The organism is Psychrobacillus sp. Z16_25, from assembly GCF_056856695.1.
Genome location: NZ_JBXEOV010000011.1, coordinates 1 through 19,766, shown reverse-complemented (window position 1 = coordinate 19,766; position 19,766 = coordinate 1). Strand labels below are relative to the sequence as shown.

The window sequence follows — 19,766 nt, the reverse complement described above, 5'->3', positions numbered from 1 at the left end:
TTGATTTAAAATAGTATTTATAAATCTTTTAAAAAGGTAGGAATTGGAATGAAGAACAAGTACAGATTTGGAATACGTTCCAAAATTACTATCGGATACGTAGTAATCATTATTTGCTTACTAACAGCAGTATTGGTGTTAAATAGTCAGATACGTTCCTTACAGAAGGAACGAAATGATTTGATTGAATATAATACAAGCATGCAAACCTTAACGAATACGATTGAGAAGCATATAATGGACATGCAAGCAGGGCAACGTGGATACATAATTACTGGAAATGAATCTTACTTAGAACCATACAATCGAGCTTCCGAAGAATGGGAGAAACGATATCAAGAGCTTTATGCACTCATTGAAAATGAACCTGCCCAACTTAAACAGTTAGAGAAAGCGAAAGAATCTATTGAGGTTTGGATATCAGAGGCTGGAGAGAGAGCAATCAGTTTAAAAAGAGAAAACAACACGGAAGGCATCCAAGCTTTTTATGCGAATGATCTTGGGCGAGAATATATGAATTCCATTCGAGCACAATTTGATAGCTTCCGAAGTTCACAAATTGAGCTAACTCAAGCAAGAGCAGATGAGTTAGATGAAAGAAATAATTTATTAACAGTTGCGTTATTCGGTATATTAGTTTCCGTATCTGTTATTGCTATTATTATGGCAAGTCAGGTTTCAAAAGCAATTGTAAGAACTATTTCAGATGTAACGGATTCGATTACGAATATTACGACGGATTCAGCAAATCGTAAAGAAAGAATCATAGTTAAAACGAATGATGAAATTCGAGAACTTGCAATTGCCACAAATAATCTTCTGGATAAAATGGATAATCGGGAGTGGCTTCAGTCTAACATTGCAGAAATTGTAACTAATTACCAAGGTATTTCTTCTATTAATGCTCTTTCTAACATTTTTCTTTCTCAATTGGCAAAAATGACGGATTCCTCTTATGGAGCCTTTTATATTAGAGAAGCAAATGACCAGGATGTTTATTTCTACAAGAAAGCAGCTTATGCTGATAGCAGCTCAGAAGATGGTCTTGGACGAGATAGTTTCCGTCTGGGGCAAGGATTAATTGGACAATGCGCTAAGGATAAAAAAATCCTGCTATTCCATGATGTTCCTACTGACTATACTTTTGTATCAACAGGTTTGGGGCAGGTTCCCCCTTCTAGTATTTTAATAGTGCCAGTCTTATTCGAGGATGAGGTAATAGCAGTCGTAGAACTAGCAACGTTGAAGGAATATAGTGAGCTACACCAAGATTTAGTGAAGCAGGTAGTGGAAACTTTCGGTCTTTCAGTGAATAGTGTATTAGGCAGAATGGAAGTTGTTCGTCTGTTAAATGAGTCTAGAGCAATGACTGAAGAGCTTCAAGCGCAATCGGAAGAGCTTCAAACACAGTCGGAAGAACTACAAACGCAATCCGAAGAGCTTCAAATGCAAACAGAGGAATTAACACAGATTAATGAACAGCTTGAGGAAAGAACAAAGGATGCAGAAACTAAAACCGCTGAGCTAGAAATAATTCGCAAAGAATTAGAAGAAAAAGCAGAACAACTACTGCTTCACTCGAATTATAAATCAGAATTCCTTGCAAATATGTCTCATGAGCTAAGAACACCTTTAAACAGTATATTAATATTATCAGAAATGCTTTCTGAAAACGGAAAAGGTCGTTTAACAGAAGAAGAGATGGAATTTGCGAAGGTTATTCATTCATCTGGTGAGGATTTATTGTCGCTGATCAATGACATACTCGATCTTTCTAAGGTGGAGGCAGGGAAACTGGAGGTTTTATTCGAGGAGGTAAATCTCAATGAGCTACCTAATAATATGGAACGAACCTTCCAACCTGTTGCTCAAAGCAAAAGCTTAGAATTTAAAGTATGGAAAGATGATAATGTTCCAGATTTATTCTATACAGACGAAAAGAGATTCCAGCAAATCCTTAAAAACTTATTATCCAATGCCTTTAAATTTACGGAGGCAGGATTTGTGGAGCTAGTGATTAAAAGGGTAGATAAAGAAAAACAAACTAGAGAAATGAAGAAAACAAGTGAGGAATGGATTCAATTCTCTGTAAAAGATACAGGAATCGGTATTCCTCCTGAAAAGCATGAATTTATCTTCGAATCCTTCCAGCAGGCTGATGGGGCGACAGTTCGGAAGTATGGTGGAACAGGTTTAGGATTGTCTATCTGTAGGGAATTTGCTAAGCTGCTCGGCGGATGGATTACACTGGAGAGTACTGTTGGAGAGGGAAGTATCTTCACATTAGTAATTCCTAGTCTTCCAGACGGGCTTGATATTGAGCAACACTTAGAAATTCCAGAGGTTGCAGTCACTACAGTAGAAGAGGATTTAATCGTTACAAAAATTCCTACTTCTGAAAAGCTGGAGGATATACAGCTTCACCCAGAGGATACAGATGTTTTTGAAAATAAAAATATATTAATTGTCGATGATGACCATCGTAATATTTATGCATTGAAAACTGCTCTTGAAAGAAGAGGGATGAACATCCTTGTAGCAAGAGACGGACTAGAATGCTTAGATGTTATGCAGAGCAATGAGGAGATAGATATAGTTCTAATGGATATTATGATGCCGAACATGGATGGCTTCGAAACAATGTCTAAGATTAGAAATGACTTGCAAATGACAGACATACCAATCGTTGCACTTACTGCGAAGGCAATGAAAAATGACCGAGATAAATGCTTAGAGGCTGGAGCGTCTGATTACATTAGTAAACCACTAAATTTAGATCAATTATTCTCAGTTCTTCGAGTTTGGTTAGTCTCATAAGGGAGTTAAGAAATGGATAATCAATTTGAATATGAAAGTATAGAGTTCGAAGAGAAAGATATAAAGAGTCCCCATGAAAATATTGAAGTTGAATTATTGCTGGAAGCAGTATATCGACTATCAGGGTATGACTTTCGGCAATATAATCGTTCCTCTATATCTCGTCGAATATACAATCGTATGAAAATGAATGGTATTCCAACTATAACCCTTCTTTTAGATAAGGTAATTCATGAAGAAGGATTTCTGGATCTGCTTTTAAACGATTTTTCTATAAATGTGACGGAAATGTTCCGGAATCCTTCTTTTTTTAAAGCGTTTAGAGAGGAAATAATACCGCTTATACGCGACTATCCAGAAATTCGAATTTGGCATGCTGGCTGTGCTACTGGAGAAGAAGTATACTCCATGGCTATTATTCTTGAGGAAGAAGGTTTAAAGGATAAGTCAGTCATATACGCAACCGATATGAATGAGCAGGTGCTGGAGAAGGCTAGCAAAGGAGCGTTTCCTATCCAAAAGATGCAGGCATATACCAAGAATTATATGCTAGCAGGTGGAAATAAAGCTTTTTCTGAGTATTATAATACGGATAATCAGTATGCTTATTTTCATTCTGATTTATTGGAGAATATCATTTTTGCCCAGCATAATTTAGTTACTGACCAATCATTTAATGAATTTCACGTAATTATATGTCGGAATGTCCTGATCTACTTTACTACTGACCTGCAGGATCACGTACAAAAACTATTCTACGAGAGTCTTTGTCCAGGTGGTTTTCTTGGACTGGGAGATAAAGAAACGTTAAGATTTGCAGAAGTAATGCCTTTCTATAAAGAAGTAGTTGGAAAAGAAAGAATTTATCAGAAGGTAAAATAAAAGCGGCTTATCATAATGCCTGGTATAAAAAAGAGGAGAAAAGTTTTTACTTTCTCCTCTTTTTTACATGATAAATTATCACCGTCTATTTTTTTATTTCTGGTAACCTGTTCACCCGATTTCATAGCATTGCAAAAGCAAGCACTTCGATATTAATATCGTAAGTGCTTGCTTTTGTTTTCGGTATTTCATTGATACGATTAGGTTCAATGAAAAATGCTTATCCTTTACATTGAACCATTAGGACACACATGTCATCTGGTTGATTTACTTGTTTATCTATCGTAAGTAGGTTATCAATTAACGCTCGAGAATGTCCCCATTTTTTAGAGGCGAGCTCTCCAAGATGCTTTTCAGATTCGATTTCGCAGGGACCCATTGCCTCTAAGACACCATCTGTATAAAGGACAATTTGAATATCCTTTTCATAACGAATTATTACCTTTTTTACTTCGATATCATCAAAGAAGCCTACTGCGCAGCAGCCCTGATCTAGTGGTACGGTTTTTTCTTCATCTATTAGAGCAAAGCCTTGTGGATGACCGGCATTTACATACTCTATGGTTTTGTTTTCCGTATCAATCACCATATAGACTGCAGTAAAGTAATAGGGAATCCCTACTTTCTCATGATGTAATAGCAACATATATCTATTTAATTCCTTGATCACAAGCTCCGGTTCAACAAGTTGTTTAATAGATTCTCTTAATACAGAAGAGATGAACATACAAACAAGAGAGGCGGATATGCCATGCCCCATCATATCAAGTAGTATAACTGCATAACGTTTCTCGCTTATTTTATGCCAATAATACATATCTCCTGCTAGGTTGAAGGAAGGTAGATAGGAAACCTCGATTTGTATATCTTGCTCGTGTAAGGGGGGACTTAAAAGGCTTCTCTGAACATGGGTGGCAAGATCCAACTCATATTGAATTTTCTTTTCATGCTGGGTATGCCAGTCAAGCTCTGCTTTTAAACGTAATGCCGCCCGTATTCTAGCTAATAGCTCTACTTTATTGATAGGCTTTGTAATATAATCATTTCCACCAACATCTAATGCTTCAGCCAGCTTATTCTTATCTTCAAGCGCTGTTACAAAAATAATTTGGGTATCTTTAAATCGCTCGTTCTCCTTGACCAGTCTGCAGGCCTCTAGCCCATCTATTGATGGCATCATAATATCCAGCAAGATGAGATCAATCGCTTTATTGCTAGCATTTGGATTGTCCAGCTCTATGTAATCAAAAAGCTCTTGGGCGGATTGTAACGAAACTGTATCTTTGTATCCTGCACTATGCAGAATTTTTTCTATAACGAATAGATTGACGGTATTGTCATCTACCAGTAGGATAGTCATCGATATTTCCCCCTGTAGGTAATTTAAAATATTATTATGTAAATAATTACTCTAGTACTATTATACAAAAGATTAAAAGATATAGATATTTTAAAGCCTATCTACTATGTAATTTAAAAAAAGTAATAGGAAAAGGGAAGAAAAATTAGACGTTTTTGCCGTCAGAGATTCAGTATATATTTGAAATAAAATAAGAGAGTCACTCCTGGAGTATGATTTTTTCAGCATCCATTCATACTGTGAAAGAGGAGGTGTGAAACCTATGGCAAAAGACGTTCTTTGTGAAGTGAACAGCTGTAAGTTCTGGAGAGCAGGTAATAAGTGTAATGCAAAAGCGATTTATGTAGTAAGTCATAGTAGCAACAAAGCATCCACTAGCCAAGAAACAGATTGTAAAACTTTTGAACCGAAAGAGTAAATATAGGTTTCGGACTCTTCTTAGCAAAAGTAGACAAGTCACTTATGTGATCTTGTCTACTTTTCTTTTTATCAATTATGAATGCCTAGTCTCTATGTTGGCAGAGAAACTCTCGTTATTCCCCATTTGCTAGACGGGGCAGAACAGGCGCTTGCGCATTTATTTAGTATCCAGCTCCAGCGCCTTGCCCCTCGAGGTCAAATGTATCCCGGCTGTGGTGGCTGAGAAACTGCCTCCTCGCCGGGCTCCATTTGCTAGTCGGGACATAACAGGCGCTTGCGCATTTATTTAGTATGTGGTTACCTTGATGAAACTCTGGAAAGCTACTATCCATCTTTGCCACCAGGTAAAAGTATTCTGATACTCAGAAGCATCTAACGTATACATGGCATCTTCGTTGTTCCACAGTCTTTCAAAATATTGTTCCATCTCCAAAGCCAACTCACTATCGTTAGGAGCAATTACTCGGATATTACTTTCTAGGTTGTAATCATTTAAAGCTCTTTCCGTAAAATTTGCAGCCCCGTTTGAAATAATTGTATGGTCCTTTGTTTGAATCCAAATAGCTTTTGTATGGTATTGACCGATAACTGTGTTATACCAGCGGATATTCATTTTATTTTCTGTGTCCTCTAGGAGTTCCTGTACAACTGGTCTATTTGGAATACCAGATTTTTGTCTACCAAAGGAGTTTTCGTTTGGGTCAAGAATAAGGTTCACCTCAACTCCGCGGTTTGTAGCGTTTATTAGTTCGTCCATAATGGCTCTCTCCGAGAGGAAGAACATCCCTAGCCAGATTGTATCTCCTTGCTCTGCTTCCGATAAGTCACTTAAAAGGGCATCTAAGATTTTCTTTTCCGTTAGATATTGAACGGTATATTTTCCGTCCTCTTGTTTCGTTTCCACTCTAGGTAGTTTAGGTCCACCAGACATAAGAGATACAGCCTCTTCAGCCTTTAACATATCGTTTAGAACAGGACCTCCTAGCTTTAATGCGATGTTTCCGTGAAATCCGCTGGCATCATGGGGGTTAGCGGAACTGACAATCGCTGACTTTTCTGTTATAAGCACCTTCCGATGGTTTGCCTTAACATTTAAAAGTGTCATATAAGAGGCAATCGTCATTTTCGGAGCGTCACTTGCCATTGCATTGGCAATCCAGCCCTTTCCACCAAAATCAAACCATTGAAAAAATAATCGATAGATGCCAGAATAGATAGGCGTAGAATCCCTTAACGGATCTAAATCTGTATAGACTATTTCAACCCCTGCATCTCTCATTTTCTTAAACCACTCATTTTCATAGGAGCCATAGCCACGGTTTAATGGATCTGTTATGAAAACAATCGGCATATCTGGATTCTGCTTCTTTTTATTTGCAACAGTGGTAGATAATGTTTCAACTATAGGTGGAAAATCTTCCTCTTCATCGTAATAGCCATCTACAAGAAAAAAATCTAACACGACAAATTCCTCTGCCTCATTAATCGTTTTATAAATTTCTTCAAAAATATTATTCTCATGAACCATACCATTCCCTTGTTTATCCTGGGCATAGGTTAAATCCGTTAGAAATTGAATACTGTCGGTTTTGTGTAAATCTCCTGCATAGGAAATTCCATTGGGGAGCGGTTTATAGGTATGCCATAATATAAGTGCTATGTAACAAATGAAAAAAATTCCTATAAGAACCCAAGTAATTTTCCTTCGTCTACTCCATGGACTTTTCTGCTTACGAGCCATCATCTTTCCTCCTATTGTTCTCTTCAAAGAATATTCCCTTTATCCTATTAGGGCAAACCATATATAAATATTTTTGCTCAATCTTCTTTATGTCGTAGGTAAGTACTCTGAAATATTTTCTAAATAGTATTGAAATATAGTAAATTATCAATTAACATGATATTGATAATCATTATCATTCAATTGATATTAATTAAAAGGAGAGAGTAAAGGTGAAAGGTAAATACCGGTTGTTTGGAGTTTCGGTTTTATTGACCATCCTTCTTGCTGCATGTGGGGAAGAAGAAATGGCAGAAGTAGAAGTAAATACGGAAGCATCAGATATACAAAAACAAGAGGCAACAGAACAAACAATTACTTATTTAGGGACAGAGTATGTGTTACCAGCTGAGGTAAATAACATAGTAGCTGCAAGCTTGGAATCTATGGAGGACGCCGCAATTTTAGGTGTGAAGCCTGTAGGAGTTTTATCGATTGCTGACGCTATTCCAACTTATCTAGCGGAAGAATTAGAGGGTGCATCTTTAGTAGGAGATAAATTCGCACCAAACAATGAGGCTATTTTAAAGCTGGATCCTGATGTAATTTTAGGCTCTTCGAAACATGGTGAAGAGGTAGTAACATCACTAAATAAAATACAGACGATGATTCCTTATTCACATGTATCTACGAACTGGAAAGAGAACTTATTGCTACTAGGCCAATTATCTGGTAAAGAAGCAGACGCAAATACTATTATTAATGATTACGAGACAAAGGCTTCAGAGGCAAAGGAACAGCTTAGTGAACAATTAAAGGATAAGACGGTGCTTGTATTACGTATGAGACAAGGAAGCCTCAATGTATATCCAGAAAACATCTATCTAAATCCAGTTTTGTATGAGGACCTGGGTTTAGCTGTACCAGATGTGGTAGCAAAAGCAGAGGCTCAATCTGAATTAGCATTAGAAGGGTTAGCGGATATAAACCCAGATTATATTTTCCTTCAGTACGAAACAACGGAGAATAAAGATAACCCAACAGCGTTAGATGAATTATTAGAAAATCCTATTTTTAAAAGTATTGAGGCTGCAAAAAATGACCATGTGTTTGTGAATGCAGTAGACCCACTAGCTCAGGGAGGAACAGCTTGGTCAAAGGTTAAATTCTTAGATGCTGCAATTACAAATTTAACGAAGTAAAAGGTGCATACTATGGGTAAAAAAATTTCTGTCCCAGCAGTTATATTATGGTCCTCACCACTATTTATCATGCTGGTAATCATCTTATCTATTTTATATGGGGCAAAGGATATTAGTTTTATAACTGCTTGGCAGGCAATTTCCCAATTTGATGAGACAAATGTAGATCACCAAATAATTCGAACGTCCAGATTGCCGCGAGTAATCGCGGCTTTATTGGTTGGAGCATTTCTTGCGGTAGCTGGAGCAATGATGCAAGGAATCACACGTAATTATCTTGCCTCTCCATCTATCATGGGGGTCAATGATGGTTCTGCGTTTGTCATTACCCTTGCATTGGTATTCTTCCCTGGACTGCCAAACTCACAATTGATCATGCTATCTATGCTAGGCTCTGCAATAGGAGCAGGCTTAGTTTTTGGGTTTGGCTCTCTCATAAAGGGAGGACTGTCACCAGTTAAGTTAGCCATCATCGGCACAGTAATTGGTACGTTTCTTAGCAGTATTGCTTCTGCGATTGCCATGTACTATCAGGTTTCCCAAACAATTAGCATTTGGTATAACGCAAAAATACATAGTGTAAATCCGGATATGGTTCTTCTTGCTATTCCATTCGGAGGAATTGGTTTGGTTATCGCTCTTTTTCTTTCTAAATCTATCACCATTTCATCTCTTGGAGAGGATATTGCAGTTGGACTAGGACAAAAGACAAAATGGGTGAAGGCTGCAAGTATATTGGCAGTTGTCATGCTTACTGGAACTGCTGTAGCACTGGTCGGGAAGATAGCTTTCGTCGGATTGGTTATTCCCCACATTACTCGGTTTATCGTGGGGGTAGATTATCGTTTTATTATCCCATGCTCTGCGGTAATAGGTGCGGTGTTTCTTGCACTATGTGATGTCGCAAGTAGATTTATTAATTTTCCATTTGAAACACCGGTTGGGGTTGTAACTGCACTTATTGGTGTTCCTTTCTTTCTTTATTTGATTAGGACGAGAGGAGGTGCTAGTCGTGCATAACACACACACGCTGCGTTTTTGGACAGTATTCTTTTCTTTTATAGCTCTCTCTTTTCTTGCCTTTTATTTGCATATTACAAATGGTGCCTTTGATATGACGGTCTGGGAAGTAGTAAAAACATTATTACGAATCGATCCTAATGACAAATTCGATTTAGTGATATTTGATTTTCGGTTACCAAGAATTGTGCTAGCTGGCTTGGTTGGAATTGGCTTAGGGATAGCGGGGGCAGTGATTCAGGGAGTAACGAGAAATGGCCTTGCCGATCCTGGGATTTTAGGAATCAACGCAGGAGCAGGGGCGGCAATCGTGATTTTTATGTTCTTTTTTCAAATGTCACCAAGCAGTACAAGTTATTCTGTCATGCTCATGCCGTTATTTGGTTTTGTAGGAGGATCGCTGGCTGCTGCGATTATCTATCTGTTTGCTTGGCGGAACGGTGTACTAGATATGCAGAGTCTTATTCTCACAGGTATTGCAATCAGTAGTGGCTTTGGAGCCTTGTCCCTATATATTTCACTCAAGATGAACGCTAATGATTATGAGATGGCGGCAGTCTGGCTTTCAGGAAGCATTTATAGCGCTAACTGGAATTATGTAATGACCATATTTCCTTGGGTATTTTTCTTAGGAGCTTTTATTTACCGAAAAGCACATCTCTTAGATTATCTACAGCTAGAGGAGATAACCGTCAAAAGCTTAGGGATTTCTATTGAAAAGGAGAAATCCATTCTTTTATTGTGTAGTGTAGGTATTGTGAGTGCGTGTGTATCGGTATCTGGTAGCATCGCGTTTATTGGATTAATGGCACCCCACATAGGGAAGCGATTAGTCGGTATCAGCCATCGATTTGTCATTCCGATTAGTGCAGTGGTTGGAATGTTTCTGCTGATTGTTTCGGATTATATAGCGAAAACTGTCTTTGAGCCATCTGAGCTGCCAATTGGAATTGTCGTATCCATTATTGGGATACCTTACTTTTTATATTTATTGATTAAATCAAAGGCGTAGGAGGGACACCTAATGGACGCACCTGTTTTAAGAGTAGAGCGGGTAAGCTCTGGATATGAAAATCATGTTGTTCTTCATGAGCTAAGTGTCTCTATTCAAAGAGGGAAAATAACGACGATAATTGGCCCAAATGGTTGTGGAAAGTCAACCTTACTAAAGACAATCGGGAGAATCCTTAAGCAAAGTAGCGGGAAGGTCTTTTTACAGGATCAGGATATGAAGCATATCTCCACGAAAGAAATAGCAAAGCAATTGGCCCTTCTGGCGCAAAGCTCAGAGGCACCTGGACAGCTAAAGGTTGAAGAGCTGATATCCTATGGAAGGTTTCCGCATCGTAAGAATATGGGGACTCTTTCTAAAAAGGATCAAGAGGTTATCGATTGGGCAATGGAGCTGACAAAAACAACTGCTTTCAAAAATAGAGAAATCAGTCAGCTATCAGGAGGACAAAGACAAAAGGTGTGGCTCGCAATGGCTCTAGCCCAAGAAACCGATATCCTGTTATTAGATGAGCCTACCACGTATTTAGATATGGCTCATCAGCTAGATGTGCTATCAATTGTAGAAGACTTGAATAGAAAACATGGCTGTACAGTAGTGATGGTTCTCCATGATATTAATCACGCGTCAAGATTTTCTCATGAGCTGATTGCAATGAAGGATGGTGTTATTGCGGCAATAGGTACCCCTCATGAAATACTATCAAAAGAAGTAATGAGACAAGTCTTTCATATTGATGCAAAAATCATGACGGATGAAGAATTAGGGGTCCCAGTTTGCTATGGCTATAATATGTTGAAGGGAGAACGCTAAATGGAGAACATTTTCTTAGAGAACACCGTTCAATGGAGCTATCCTTCCATTACAAATGGTTACGTATATGAGATAAAGATATCTTATCCCACGGGACAGGTACCAGAGGATGGTTATCCTGTCTATTACATACTTGATGGCTCGATGTATTTTCATCTAGCTAGAGAGGTAGTGAGACTCCAATCCAAAAATACGTTAAAAACCTCTATTTCCCAAGCTATTATCATAGGAGTTTGCCATCAAGGAAACGAACAAGAGATAGCTAGGAAAAGATTTTTTGATTTTACTCCCCCTGCTGACAGCTATGTCTATCCTGATAGATTAATGGGGAGAGATTTGGGACCTCATGGTGGAGCGGAAGGATTTTTAACCTTTCTTTTGGAGGAGCTCATGCCTAAAATAGAATCGATGTATCCTATCAATAAGAAAAAGAAGGCATTGTTCGGTCACTCTTTAAGTGGATTGTTTACTGTCTGGGCTATGTTGACGAAGCCAAATCTCTTTAGACATTACCTAGCCATCAGTCCGTCTATCTGGTGGAACAATAGAGAATTATTACGATTTGCACAGTCATATGGGGGTAGTATGACGAATCTGTTTATGGCAGTGGGTAGTGAAGAATATTATATTCTGGATGATGCGAAAGAATTAAATTTCATTCTAAAAAATAAACACAATGTGGAATTACATATTGCTGAAGATGAAAACCATGCTTCCGTTGTACCTACAACACTAAGTAGAGCGTTTCGTTTTATAGGAAAGAATTAAGGCAGAGATATCTCTGCTTTTTTATTTTCAAAGGCTGTTTTCTAAAATAATGTTGTTATTTAACAAACAAGGAAAATATATATTATGATTATAATAAATGGTAAGAAGGTGTATTATGGAATTTATCGAGTCGATAGACCCCTTTTTAATGCAGTTGTTCATTGTCCCACTTATAGTAATTGGATTAGGTCTTTTAGCATCTATTCTTACTAAAAAGGTGTTTATTGCACCTTTGATAACATTATTATTAAATATTTTATTTGAAACTTGGCGTTCGAAATACTATTTTCAAATAAACGAAATCAATTACTCATCTTGGAATATTATTTTCCCAGTAATCTCATTAGTGTTTTCTTGGATAGTAGTGTCCTTTCTGAAACAGGAAAGCAAACAAAATTAGACAGATCGAGACCGTTTTGATAATTGAAAATATTCGGTTATTTATTTAGAATGAATTAAAGCGCTTCCAATGAGCTAGGAGTCTTTGGGCAAGTGAGCATAAGAACGTTTCTACCGGAATATATACATGGAAAAGGAGCTGGTCAAATGTTTTCACCGTTAACGCCGCTAGATTGGAAAAGAAGAGCCATTAAGTATTATCCAGATAAGCTTGCTGTAATTGATGAAGAAAAGAGATTCACGTATAAGGAATTTGGGGAGCGGGCAGACAGGCTTTCCTATGCATTAGCTGCAGCAGGTATTCAGGAAGGGGATCACGTTGCTGTAATGCTACCAAACACGCATTATATGCTGGAGTGCTTTTATGGAATATGTCAGCTTGGCGCGGTGATGGTACCTTTAAATTACCGATTATCTGCAGATGACTTAGAATATATTATCAAGCATAGTGACTCCAAGATGCTTATAGTGGATGAAGAATTTAGTAAGCCAATCGAGAAAATTAAGGACAATCTTCCATTTGATCAAATAATAGTAGTCAAAGTAGAAGGGTGCGCGAATGAGCTAAACGGTATTGACTATGAGGATTTCGTCGGTGCAGTCAACGAGCCAGTTACTTTTCCAGAAATAGACGAAAATCAATTAATAACGATCAATTATACAAGCGGTACTACTTCCAAGCCAAAGGGAGTTATGCTAACTCATCGAGGGAATTATTTAAATGCCGCTAATATTATGCACCATTTAAGCATCCAACATGATGATGTCTACCTACATACTCTACCAATGTTCCATGCGAATGGATGGGGTGGCGTTTGGGCCATTACTGCAGCCGGTGCAACCCATGTATGCTTACGGAAGGTAGACCCACCACTTATCATCGATCTGTTTGATAAGCATAAGATTACCCTGTTATGTGGTGCGCCAACAGTTGTGAATATGCTCGTAAATGAACCAAAGGCGAAGGAAGTAAAAATTACAACGAATCCACGTATGGCTACAGCAGGAGCACCTCCAGCGGCAGCTTTAATTGCCAAAGCACAGTCTGTCCTTGGTTTAAAAATGATGCACGTATACGGACTAACCGAAACTTCTCCGTTTATCTTATATTGTGAGTGGAAGCAAGAGTTTGATAGTCTCTCACCAGAAGAGCAAGCTACTATCAAGGCAAGACAAGGAATCGAGCTTGCCTTCAACGGGGAAACAAAGGTAGTTAGCCAAGAGGATGGAAAAGAAGTTGCTTGGAATGGGAAGGAGCTTGGAGAAATTATCACTCGTGGAAACGTGGTTATGAAGGGCTATTATAAGGATCCGGAAAAAACAGCAGAGGCAATCCGCGATGGCTGGTTCTATACAGGAGATCTAGCAGTGACACATCCGGATGGCTATATTGAAATTCAGGATCGAATAAAAGATATGATCATCTCAGGTGGAGAAAATATCTCTTCCACAGAGATAGAGGGAGTTCTTTACAAGCATCCAGCTATATTAGAGGTGGCAGTTATTGCTGTTCCAGACGAGAAGTGGGGAGAGGTACCGAAGGCAATTATCGTAAGACAGCCAGGTCAGGAAGTGTCGGAGCCGGAGCTTATTGAATACTGTCGCTCTAATATGGCACATTTTAAAGCACCAAAATCAATTGAATTCGTCGAGGCCCTTCCTAAAACTGCGACTGGAAAGCTACAAAAATTCCGTTTACGTGAAATGTATTGGAAAGGAAATAAGAAAGTGAATTAGTTTGTAGGGAGTTCTCCAAGAGTAGGGAGAACTCTTTTTTTATTAAGTAAAGATTTAGTTCCTATGTCTGGTAAACTGAATATAGACTAAGGGGGAATAAGAGATGAAACTAGTAGATATAACAAAGGATAACTGGCTAAAGACAGTGCTGCTAACGACCAACGAAAATGGCAAGGCCACGGTGATTGAAGAATTTGTCGCATCCAACGCCTTATCCATCGTGCAATCCATGTTTGAGACAGGATGGATCACGAAAGGTATAGAAGTAGAAGGCAAGCTAATCGGCTTTGCTATGTATGGGTTTGATGAAGAGACGTCTAATTATTGGATCTGTCGTTTAATGATTGACCATACAGCCCAAGGAAAAGGATATGGGAAAAAAGCGATTGGATTAATCCTTGAGGAAATAAAACAAATGGAAGGCTGCGATGCTATCTATCTTTCCACTGAGCCAGAGAATGAGAAAGCTATCAAACTATACGAGAGCTTTGGGTTTGTAAAGACCGGACAGATTAATGAAGGCGAAGCAGAGATGGTGTTGCAGCTATAAGTGTGAGGGGAAAAGGGCTTAGCGGCTCTTTTTTTATTGGATTTAGATGGAGAGGGTGGAGAAAGTCGTAAAATTTGGGCTCAATGTCGTAAAAACAGTAGAGTAAGTCGTAAAAAACTGCTGCCAAGTCGTAGTTCTGGTCTTTGGTCTAAAGAATATCGTAAAATTGTGGCTTGAAGTTGTAAAAACAGTAGAGAAAGTCGTAAAAATGAGCTCCTAAGTCGTAATTATTTTTCCAGGAGAAAAATGTTGTAAAAAGAGAAGGAAATGTTGTAAAAACAAAGGGGAATGTTGTAAAAATAACCATTAATGTTGTAATTTTATTTACTGATACAAATAATGTTGTAAAAAAAGGAGGTAATGTTGTAAAAATCAGCGAGAATGTTATAAAAACAAGCGAGAATGTTGTAAAACCCTTTAAGGTCTTAATTAATGACTAGTAAACAAAAAACCAACCGAAGTTGGTTTTTAAGAACTTTATTCCCCTGAAGTTAGATAGGCATCAAAGTTTTCAATCTTATCATACAACTCTACTCCACCACCGTCTTTAATTCCATTATAATTTCCTATTTTACCTGGTTCCTTTTCAGAGAATATAAATTCTTCTCTTAAGGTATGGAAGACTTGCTGCCCCTTGTTATTGGTTAAGGATACCTCTATGATTGGTCGATAGATGTTCGGATAGTTTTCGTCCTGCTTAACCGTAACCTTTTCTAATTTCATCTGTAAGCTATTGGTTAGTAGCCGGGCTTGATATTGGAATAATAAATTTGTGCCAAGGAAGCTTTCGAATTTTTCTTTCCTAATATATTCACCAAAACTTGCCTCATAATAATTCATTAAGGCTTTATATTCCTCTGAATTTAGAAGCACATCATAATCCTCTTGGCTTTCAACAACTGTTTCGCTTTGTAGGGTCATCCATTCATCTAGCAGCCGCTCATATTCCATATCAGGTCCATTGTATTGTTTTTCAAGAAAGCCCATAATTGCTTCTTCATTGGAAAGTGCCTCTGTAGATTGGTCTTCTTGAGAAAGGTATGCATCAAAGTTCTTGATCTTCTCATCAAGTTCTAGTGAACCTCCATTTATTCCATTATTATATCTTCCAATTTTATTAACTTCTTCACTAGAGAATATGAATTCATCTCTCATTGTATGGGAAATTTCCTGCCCCTTCCTATTAGTTAGGGATACCTCAATGATAGTCCTGTATATATTTGGATGAACTTTATCCTGCTCCATCGTAACTTTTTCTAAATTCATTTGTAACTCTCTATCTATAAGCAGGTATTGGTATCGGAAAAGTAAGTTTGTATTTATAAAGTCTAACAGTTTATCCCCCACAATGTATTCTTCAAATATATTTTCAATATATTTCATAAAGTTTGTATCCTCTTTTGATTTCTCTTGTTTTTCTTCTAAACTATTGCTTTCTAGTTTCAACCAATTTTTATACAGTTTTTCAAATTCAACATCAGGCCCATTATATTGCTTCTCCAGGAATCCCATAATCACTTCTTCCCTCGAAAGTGTATCACTTGTTTGCTCTGTTTCAGTAGGGAGTAGGTAAGTGACAAGTAAGAAGGAGGCAATTGCAATGAGAGCTAAAGAGATAACTGCCGGGAAAACTTTTCTTCTCTTAGGTTTGTTTATTTTTCCTTTTAATGCGAGCCAGCTGTTCTCCCGTGCATTAGAAGACCTATCAACATTTTTCATTTGCCCGAAAAGCTTATCGAATTCTTCGTTCGGTTTCATTGTCTTCACTCCTTCCTTTATGAAATTCTTTTTTTAAGGCATCTATTGCCCGAGTCAATTTCATTTTTACCTTAGCGTCTGTCCACCCTAGAATAAAGGACGTTTCCTGAATGGAGCATTCCTGAATCTTACGAAGAAGCAAAACTTCCTGATAATCTTTTTTTAACCTGCTCATGCAGGTGTACATTCTAACAAGCTCCTCATTTTTTTCTGCATGACTTTCTGGTGAAATTTCCTCCGGATCGTAGTCATGCTCTTTTTCAAAGCTAAAGAATTGGATTACTTTCTTCCTTCGGAAATGATCGTACGTTATATTCCTGGCTATTTTTAATAGCCAAGTTGGGATAGAAGACTGATGGTTAAAGTTTTCTAGCCCCTTATAGGCCTTATAAAATGTTTCTTGTGTCAGGTCCTCTGCCGTTTGTTTATGGCGAACGAGCATCCATATGTAGCTGTATACTCTGTCGCTGTGCTCTCTATATAGCTGTTCCATCTCCATCTTTTACCCCCCTTGCCCTTATAGACGAAGGTAAATCTATAAAGTATCGCTTTTATTTTACCTTTTTAGTATTTTTTTGTCATTTTATCACAAAAAAGGACCCGTCTGAAAAGTCATTTTGAGACGGGCCCTTTGCGACGAGGATGGTGGCATTTTAATGCGACCACAGGAGCAATGCTACATAGCATAGATATCTATTAAAGAAAGAAGAGGGTATCCCATAAGTTTTTACTTATGGGACACCCTCAATAACGACGGCGATTATTAAAATTGCTGCAAGTAAAGGCAGTCTGAAGTCTCATATAGTTTGCGACTAAGCGGGCGTGTCTTCCGGCTTCTGTGTGAGGATTTATGAGAGGATAAAGTCGATGAAGAAATTCTCGATCACATTCGCATCTGCTTCTCCCGCTGTCATAGCATTTATCATGCATCATACAAGCTGCGTCTACCTCATTCACTGGCGGACCAGGACCGTTACAGCCGGGACCGCACCAGTTATAGCCAGGTAAAAGGCAAAAACGTGGACCTCTTCTATTTCTGTGTGGCAAGCTCAAACACTTCCTTCATATACGGGATAATCTATAGGTTATGCGAGTTGTCCACTTCCCATATATACAAGCACCTACTCTAAAAAAATAAAATACTAGTTAGAGGTAACCACTAAAAAACGAACTGGCTTGTCGGTTAAGTTATACCAATAGTGAGGCTTGGTTGCGTCAAACATTTTAGATTGTTGTGCTCCTACCTGTTCTTTCTTGCCATCTATTAAAATGGTAAGTATTCCTTCCACTACAAAAATAAACTCATGTCCATTATGTGCAAATGCATTTCCTTCATTTTCGCCTGGCTGTAGCGTTACAAGGATTGGGGAAAAGCTACTGTCCACGATTCCATTCGAGAGATCCTGATAGAAAAATTGTTGTTTAATTATATCTAGATTGTCATTTGAAGGTTCTTCAGGGAAAAAAACAGCAGGATTTACTTGTAATGCATCTGCAATTTTCCTTAACGATTCTAATGTAACGCTAGATTTCCCATTTTCTACTTGAGACAGAAAGCTGATTGACACGCTTGTCTTCTCTGCTAGTTCCTTTAAAGTCATTTTCTTTTCTTTTCTTATTGTCTTTAAGACAGTTCCAATAGTGTTAGATGACATAAAACATACTCCCCGTTACTTCATTCTTACTATTCATCATACCGAGAAAATTAGAAACCCTCAATGTTGTACATAAAATATATTGACAGAATATTTTTATATCAATAAAATAACTACATGGGGATTTAAGTGTCACTTCAATTTTAGATAAGGGGAGATTTTATGGATGCAAAGCAAATGAGAAAAGTGTGGATTGCTAGTCTTGTAGGTAGCTCTATTGAATGGTTTGATTATTTTCTTTATGGAACAGTTGCAGCACTTGTATTTAATCAATTATTTTTCGTGACAGAAGATCCGACTGTTGGGCTGCTGCTTGCATATGCAACATTTGCTTTATCCTTTTTTATTCGTCCATTTGGCGGTATTATATTCAGTCATATTGGAGATAAGATTGGACGTAAGCAGACACTTGTATTGACATTAAGCTTAATGGGAGTTGCTACCTTAGGGATGGGGTTATTACCAACCTATCAAGCAATCGGAATATGGGCTCCTATTCTTTTGATTACGCTTCGTCTAATTCAAGGACTTGGAATAGGTGGAGAGTGGGGAGGAGCGCTCTTACTTGCTGTAGAATATGCCCCAAAAGAAAAACGAGGACTTTATGGGTCGATACCTCAAATGGGCGTAACAATTGGGATGGTATTAGGTACAGTGGCGTTATCTATCATGTCGCTGTTGCCAGAAGGTTCATTTATGACGTGGGGCTGGCGAGTTCCATTTATCATGAGTGCCTTACTTGTGATATTTGGTTTGTGGATTCGAAAAGGAATAGATGAGACACCATCCTTTAAAAAAGTGCAGGAATCTGGAGATATACCAAAGCTACCTCTGGCTGCTACGCTTAAATATCACTGGCGTGAGGTGTTAATTGCAATAGGGGCAAAGGTGGTAGAAACAGCACCATTCTATATCTTTGGAACGTTTATCGTTTCTTATGCTACTTCGACTTTAGGATTTTCTAGAACAGTAACGTTAAACACAGTCACTGTTGCAACCATTGTAACTACCATTCTAATTCCGATTATGGGGGCGCTATCTGATAGAGTTGGACGAAAAAAGGTGTATGTGGCTGGATCTGTTGGGATGATCTTATTTGCATTCCCGTACTTTTGGATGCTCCAACAACAATCCGTTGTACTTTTAGTCATTGCGACTATTATCGGGCTTGGTGTTATTTGGGCTCCAATTACAGCAGTTCTCGGAACGATGTTTTCGGAGATTTTTGATGCCAAGGTCAGGTATACCGGGATAACGCTAGGGTATCAAATTGGTGCAGCTTTAGCTGGAGGTACTGCTCCGCTTATAGCTACAAGCTTAATGCTGCAATTTAACGACTCCTATGTACCCGTTGCTTGCTATATTATCTTTACTGCCATAGTATCTCTACTTGCAATATGGGCGGTAAAAGAACGGAGCCAACAAGATTTGGATAATGTATCTATGGAGGATAACCATAACAAGCTGAAGAATAGTTCGAAGTTGAGTGAAGTATAAATAAATAATAGAACTCGTCTCATGCAAAAAGCAAGACGGGTTCTTTTTATAGGAGGACATCATGTTAGTCATCAATGAAAAAGAAATTATGAGCTTCTATCATATGAAAAATGCAATTGCCGATATCGAGAAAGTACTAAAAGCGAAGGAGAAGGA

18 protein-coding genes are annotated in these 19,766 nt (G+C 38.1%); 12 read left to right on the top strand and 6 right to left on the bottom strand.

Going from position 1 to position 19,766, the window contains the following annotated elements; genetic code table 11:
- Positions 1–48: 48 nt before the first annotated feature.
- Together AC1VU3_RS12160 and AC1VU3_RS12155 are read left to right on the top strand one after the other, a co-directional pair.
- The gene (locus AC1VU3_RS12160) at positions 49–2,817 is read left to right on the top strand and encodes an ATP-binding protein (RefSeq protein WP_480388974.1); all 2,769 of its coding nucleotides are present in this window, start codon (positions 49–51) and stop codon (positions 2,815–2,817) included.
- 12 nt (positions 2,818–2,829) lie between these two features.
- Complete coding sequence (locus AC1VU3_RS12155; RefSeq protein ID WP_480388975.1) at positions 2,830–3,699, top strand: CheR family methyltransferase; 870 nt, start codon at positions 2,830–2,832, stop codon at positions 3,697–3,699.
- A gap of 220 nt (positions 3,700–3,919) precedes the next feature.
- On the opposite strand, the gene AC1VU3_RS12150 is transcribed toward AC1VU3_RS12155, so the two are convergent.
- Positions 3,920–5,059: a SpoIIE family protein phosphatase gene (locus tag AC1VU3_RS12150; RefSeq protein ID WP_482983625.1), complete on the bottom strand. Its 1,140-nt coding sequence runs from the start codon at positions 5,057–5,059 to the stop codon at positions 3,920–3,922.
- Positions 5,060–5,321: 262 nt separating this feature from the next.
- Between AC1VU3_RS12150 and AC1VU3_RS12145 the strand changes: the two genes are divergently transcribed.
- Positions 5,322–5,477, top strand: a complete 156-nt coding sequence (locus AC1VU3_RS12145) for a DUF1540 domain-containing protein (RefSeq protein WP_480388977.1) — start codon at positions 5,322–5,324, stop codon at positions 5,475–5,477.
- A gap of 288 nt (positions 5,478–5,765) precedes the next feature.
- Here AC1VU3_RS12145 and AC1VU3_RS12140 read toward each other — a convergent pair whose 3' ends face one another.
- Positions 5,766–7,220, bottom strand: a complete 1,455-nt coding sequence (locus AC1VU3_RS12140) for a phospholipase D family protein (protein WP_480388978.1) — start codon at positions 7,218–7,220, stop codon at positions 5,766–5,768.
- A 212-nt stretch (positions 7,221–7,432) separates the two neighbouring features.
- Here AC1VU3_RS12140 and AC1VU3_RS12135 point away from each other — a divergent pair, with 212 nt between their 5' ends.
- From AC1VU3_RS12135 to AC1VU3_RS12100, 8 genes are all read left to right on the top strand, one after another.
- Positions 7,433–8,401, top strand: coding sequence for an ABC transporter substrate-binding protein (locus tag AC1VU3_RS12135; protein ID WP_482983624.1), 969 nt, complete (start codon positions 7,433–7,435; stop codon positions 8,399–8,401).
- 12 nt (positions 8,402–8,413) lie between these two features.
- Positions 8,414–9,421, top strand: a complete 1,008-nt coding sequence (locus tag AC1VU3_RS12130) for a FecCD family ABC transporter permease (RefSeq protein WP_480388980.1) — start codon at positions 8,414–8,416, stop codon at positions 9,419–9,421.
- Positions 9,414–10,433, top strand: a complete 1,020-nt coding sequence (locus AC1VU3_RS12125) for a FecCD family ABC transporter permease (protein WP_482983623.1) — start codon at positions 9,414–9,416, stop codon at positions 10,431–10,433. The genes AC1VU3_RS12130 and AC1VU3_RS12125 overlap by 8 nt, the downstream gene beginning before the upstream one ends.
- Positions 10,434–10,445: 12 nt before the next feature.
- Entirely contained in the window at positions 10,446–11,246 is an 801-nt protein-coding gene (locus AC1VU3_RS12120) for an ABC transporter ATP-binding protein (protein WP_480388982.1), read from the top strand.
- Entirely contained in the window at positions 11,247–12,014 is a 768-nt protein-coding gene (locus AC1VU3_RS12115) for an alpha/beta hydrolase (protein ID WP_480388983.1), read from the top strand. It abuts the gene before it with no gap.
- A 115-nt stretch (positions 12,015–12,129) separates the two neighbouring features.
- A complete protein-coding gene (locus AC1VU3_RS12110; protein ID WP_480388984.1) occupies positions 12,130–12,414 on the top strand; it encodes a hypothetical protein in 285 nt (94 codons plus the stop codon).
- Between the two features lie 146 nt (positions 12,415–12,560).
- Positions 12,561–14,150, top strand: coding sequence for a long-chain-fatty-acid--CoA ligase (locus AC1VU3_RS12105; RefSeq protein ID WP_482983662.1), 1,590 nt, complete (start codon positions 12,561–12,563; stop codon positions 14,148–14,150).
- A 103-nt stretch (positions 14,151–14,253) separates the two neighbouring features.
- Entirely contained in the window at positions 14,254–14,700 is a 447-nt protein-coding gene (locus tag AC1VU3_RS12100) for a GNAT family N-acetyltransferase (protein ID WP_480388985.1), read from the top strand.
- Positions 14,701–15,177: 477 nt separating this feature from the next.
- Here AC1VU3_RS12100 and AC1VU3_RS12095 read toward each other — a convergent pair whose 3' ends face one another.
- From AC1VU3_RS12095 to AC1VU3_RS12080, 4 genes are all read right to left on the bottom strand, one after another.
- Positions 15,178–16,458, bottom strand: coding sequence for a hypothetical protein (locus AC1VU3_RS12095; RefSeq protein WP_482983622.1), 1,281 nt, complete (start codon positions 16,456–16,458; stop codon positions 15,178–15,180).
- Complete coding sequence (locus AC1VU3_RS12090; protein ID WP_482983621.1) at positions 16,433–16,957, bottom strand: RNA polymerase sigma factor; 525 nt, start codon at positions 16,955–16,957, stop codon at positions 16,433–16,435. The genes AC1VU3_RS12095 and AC1VU3_RS12090 overlap by 26 nt, the downstream gene beginning before the upstream one ends.
- 245 nt (positions 16,958–17,202) lie before the next feature.
- The gene (locus tag AC1VU3_RS12085; RefSeq protein ID WP_482983620.1) at positions 17,203–17,505 is read right to left on the bottom strand and encodes a phospholipase; all 303 of its coding nucleotides are present in this window, start codon (positions 17,503–17,505) and stop codon (positions 17,203–17,205) included.
- A gap of 95 nt (positions 17,506–17,600) precedes the next feature.
- Positions 17,601–18,113 carry a helix-turn-helix domain-containing protein gene (locus AC1VU3_RS12080; protein ID WP_482983619.1) on the bottom strand — a complete coding sequence of 171 codons (513 nt, stop codon included), beginning with the start codon at positions 18,111–18,113 and terminating at the stop codon, positions 17,601–17,603.
- A gap of 162 nt (positions 18,114–18,275) precedes the next feature.
- Here AC1VU3_RS12080 and AC1VU3_RS12075 point away from each other — a divergent pair, with 162 nt between their 5' ends.
- Positions 18,276–19,610: an MFS transporter gene (locus AC1VU3_RS12075; protein WP_482983618.1), complete on the top strand. Its 1,335-nt coding sequence runs from the start codon at positions 18,276–18,278 to the stop codon at positions 19,608–19,610.
- Positions 19,611–19,766 lie beyond the last annotated feature (156 nt).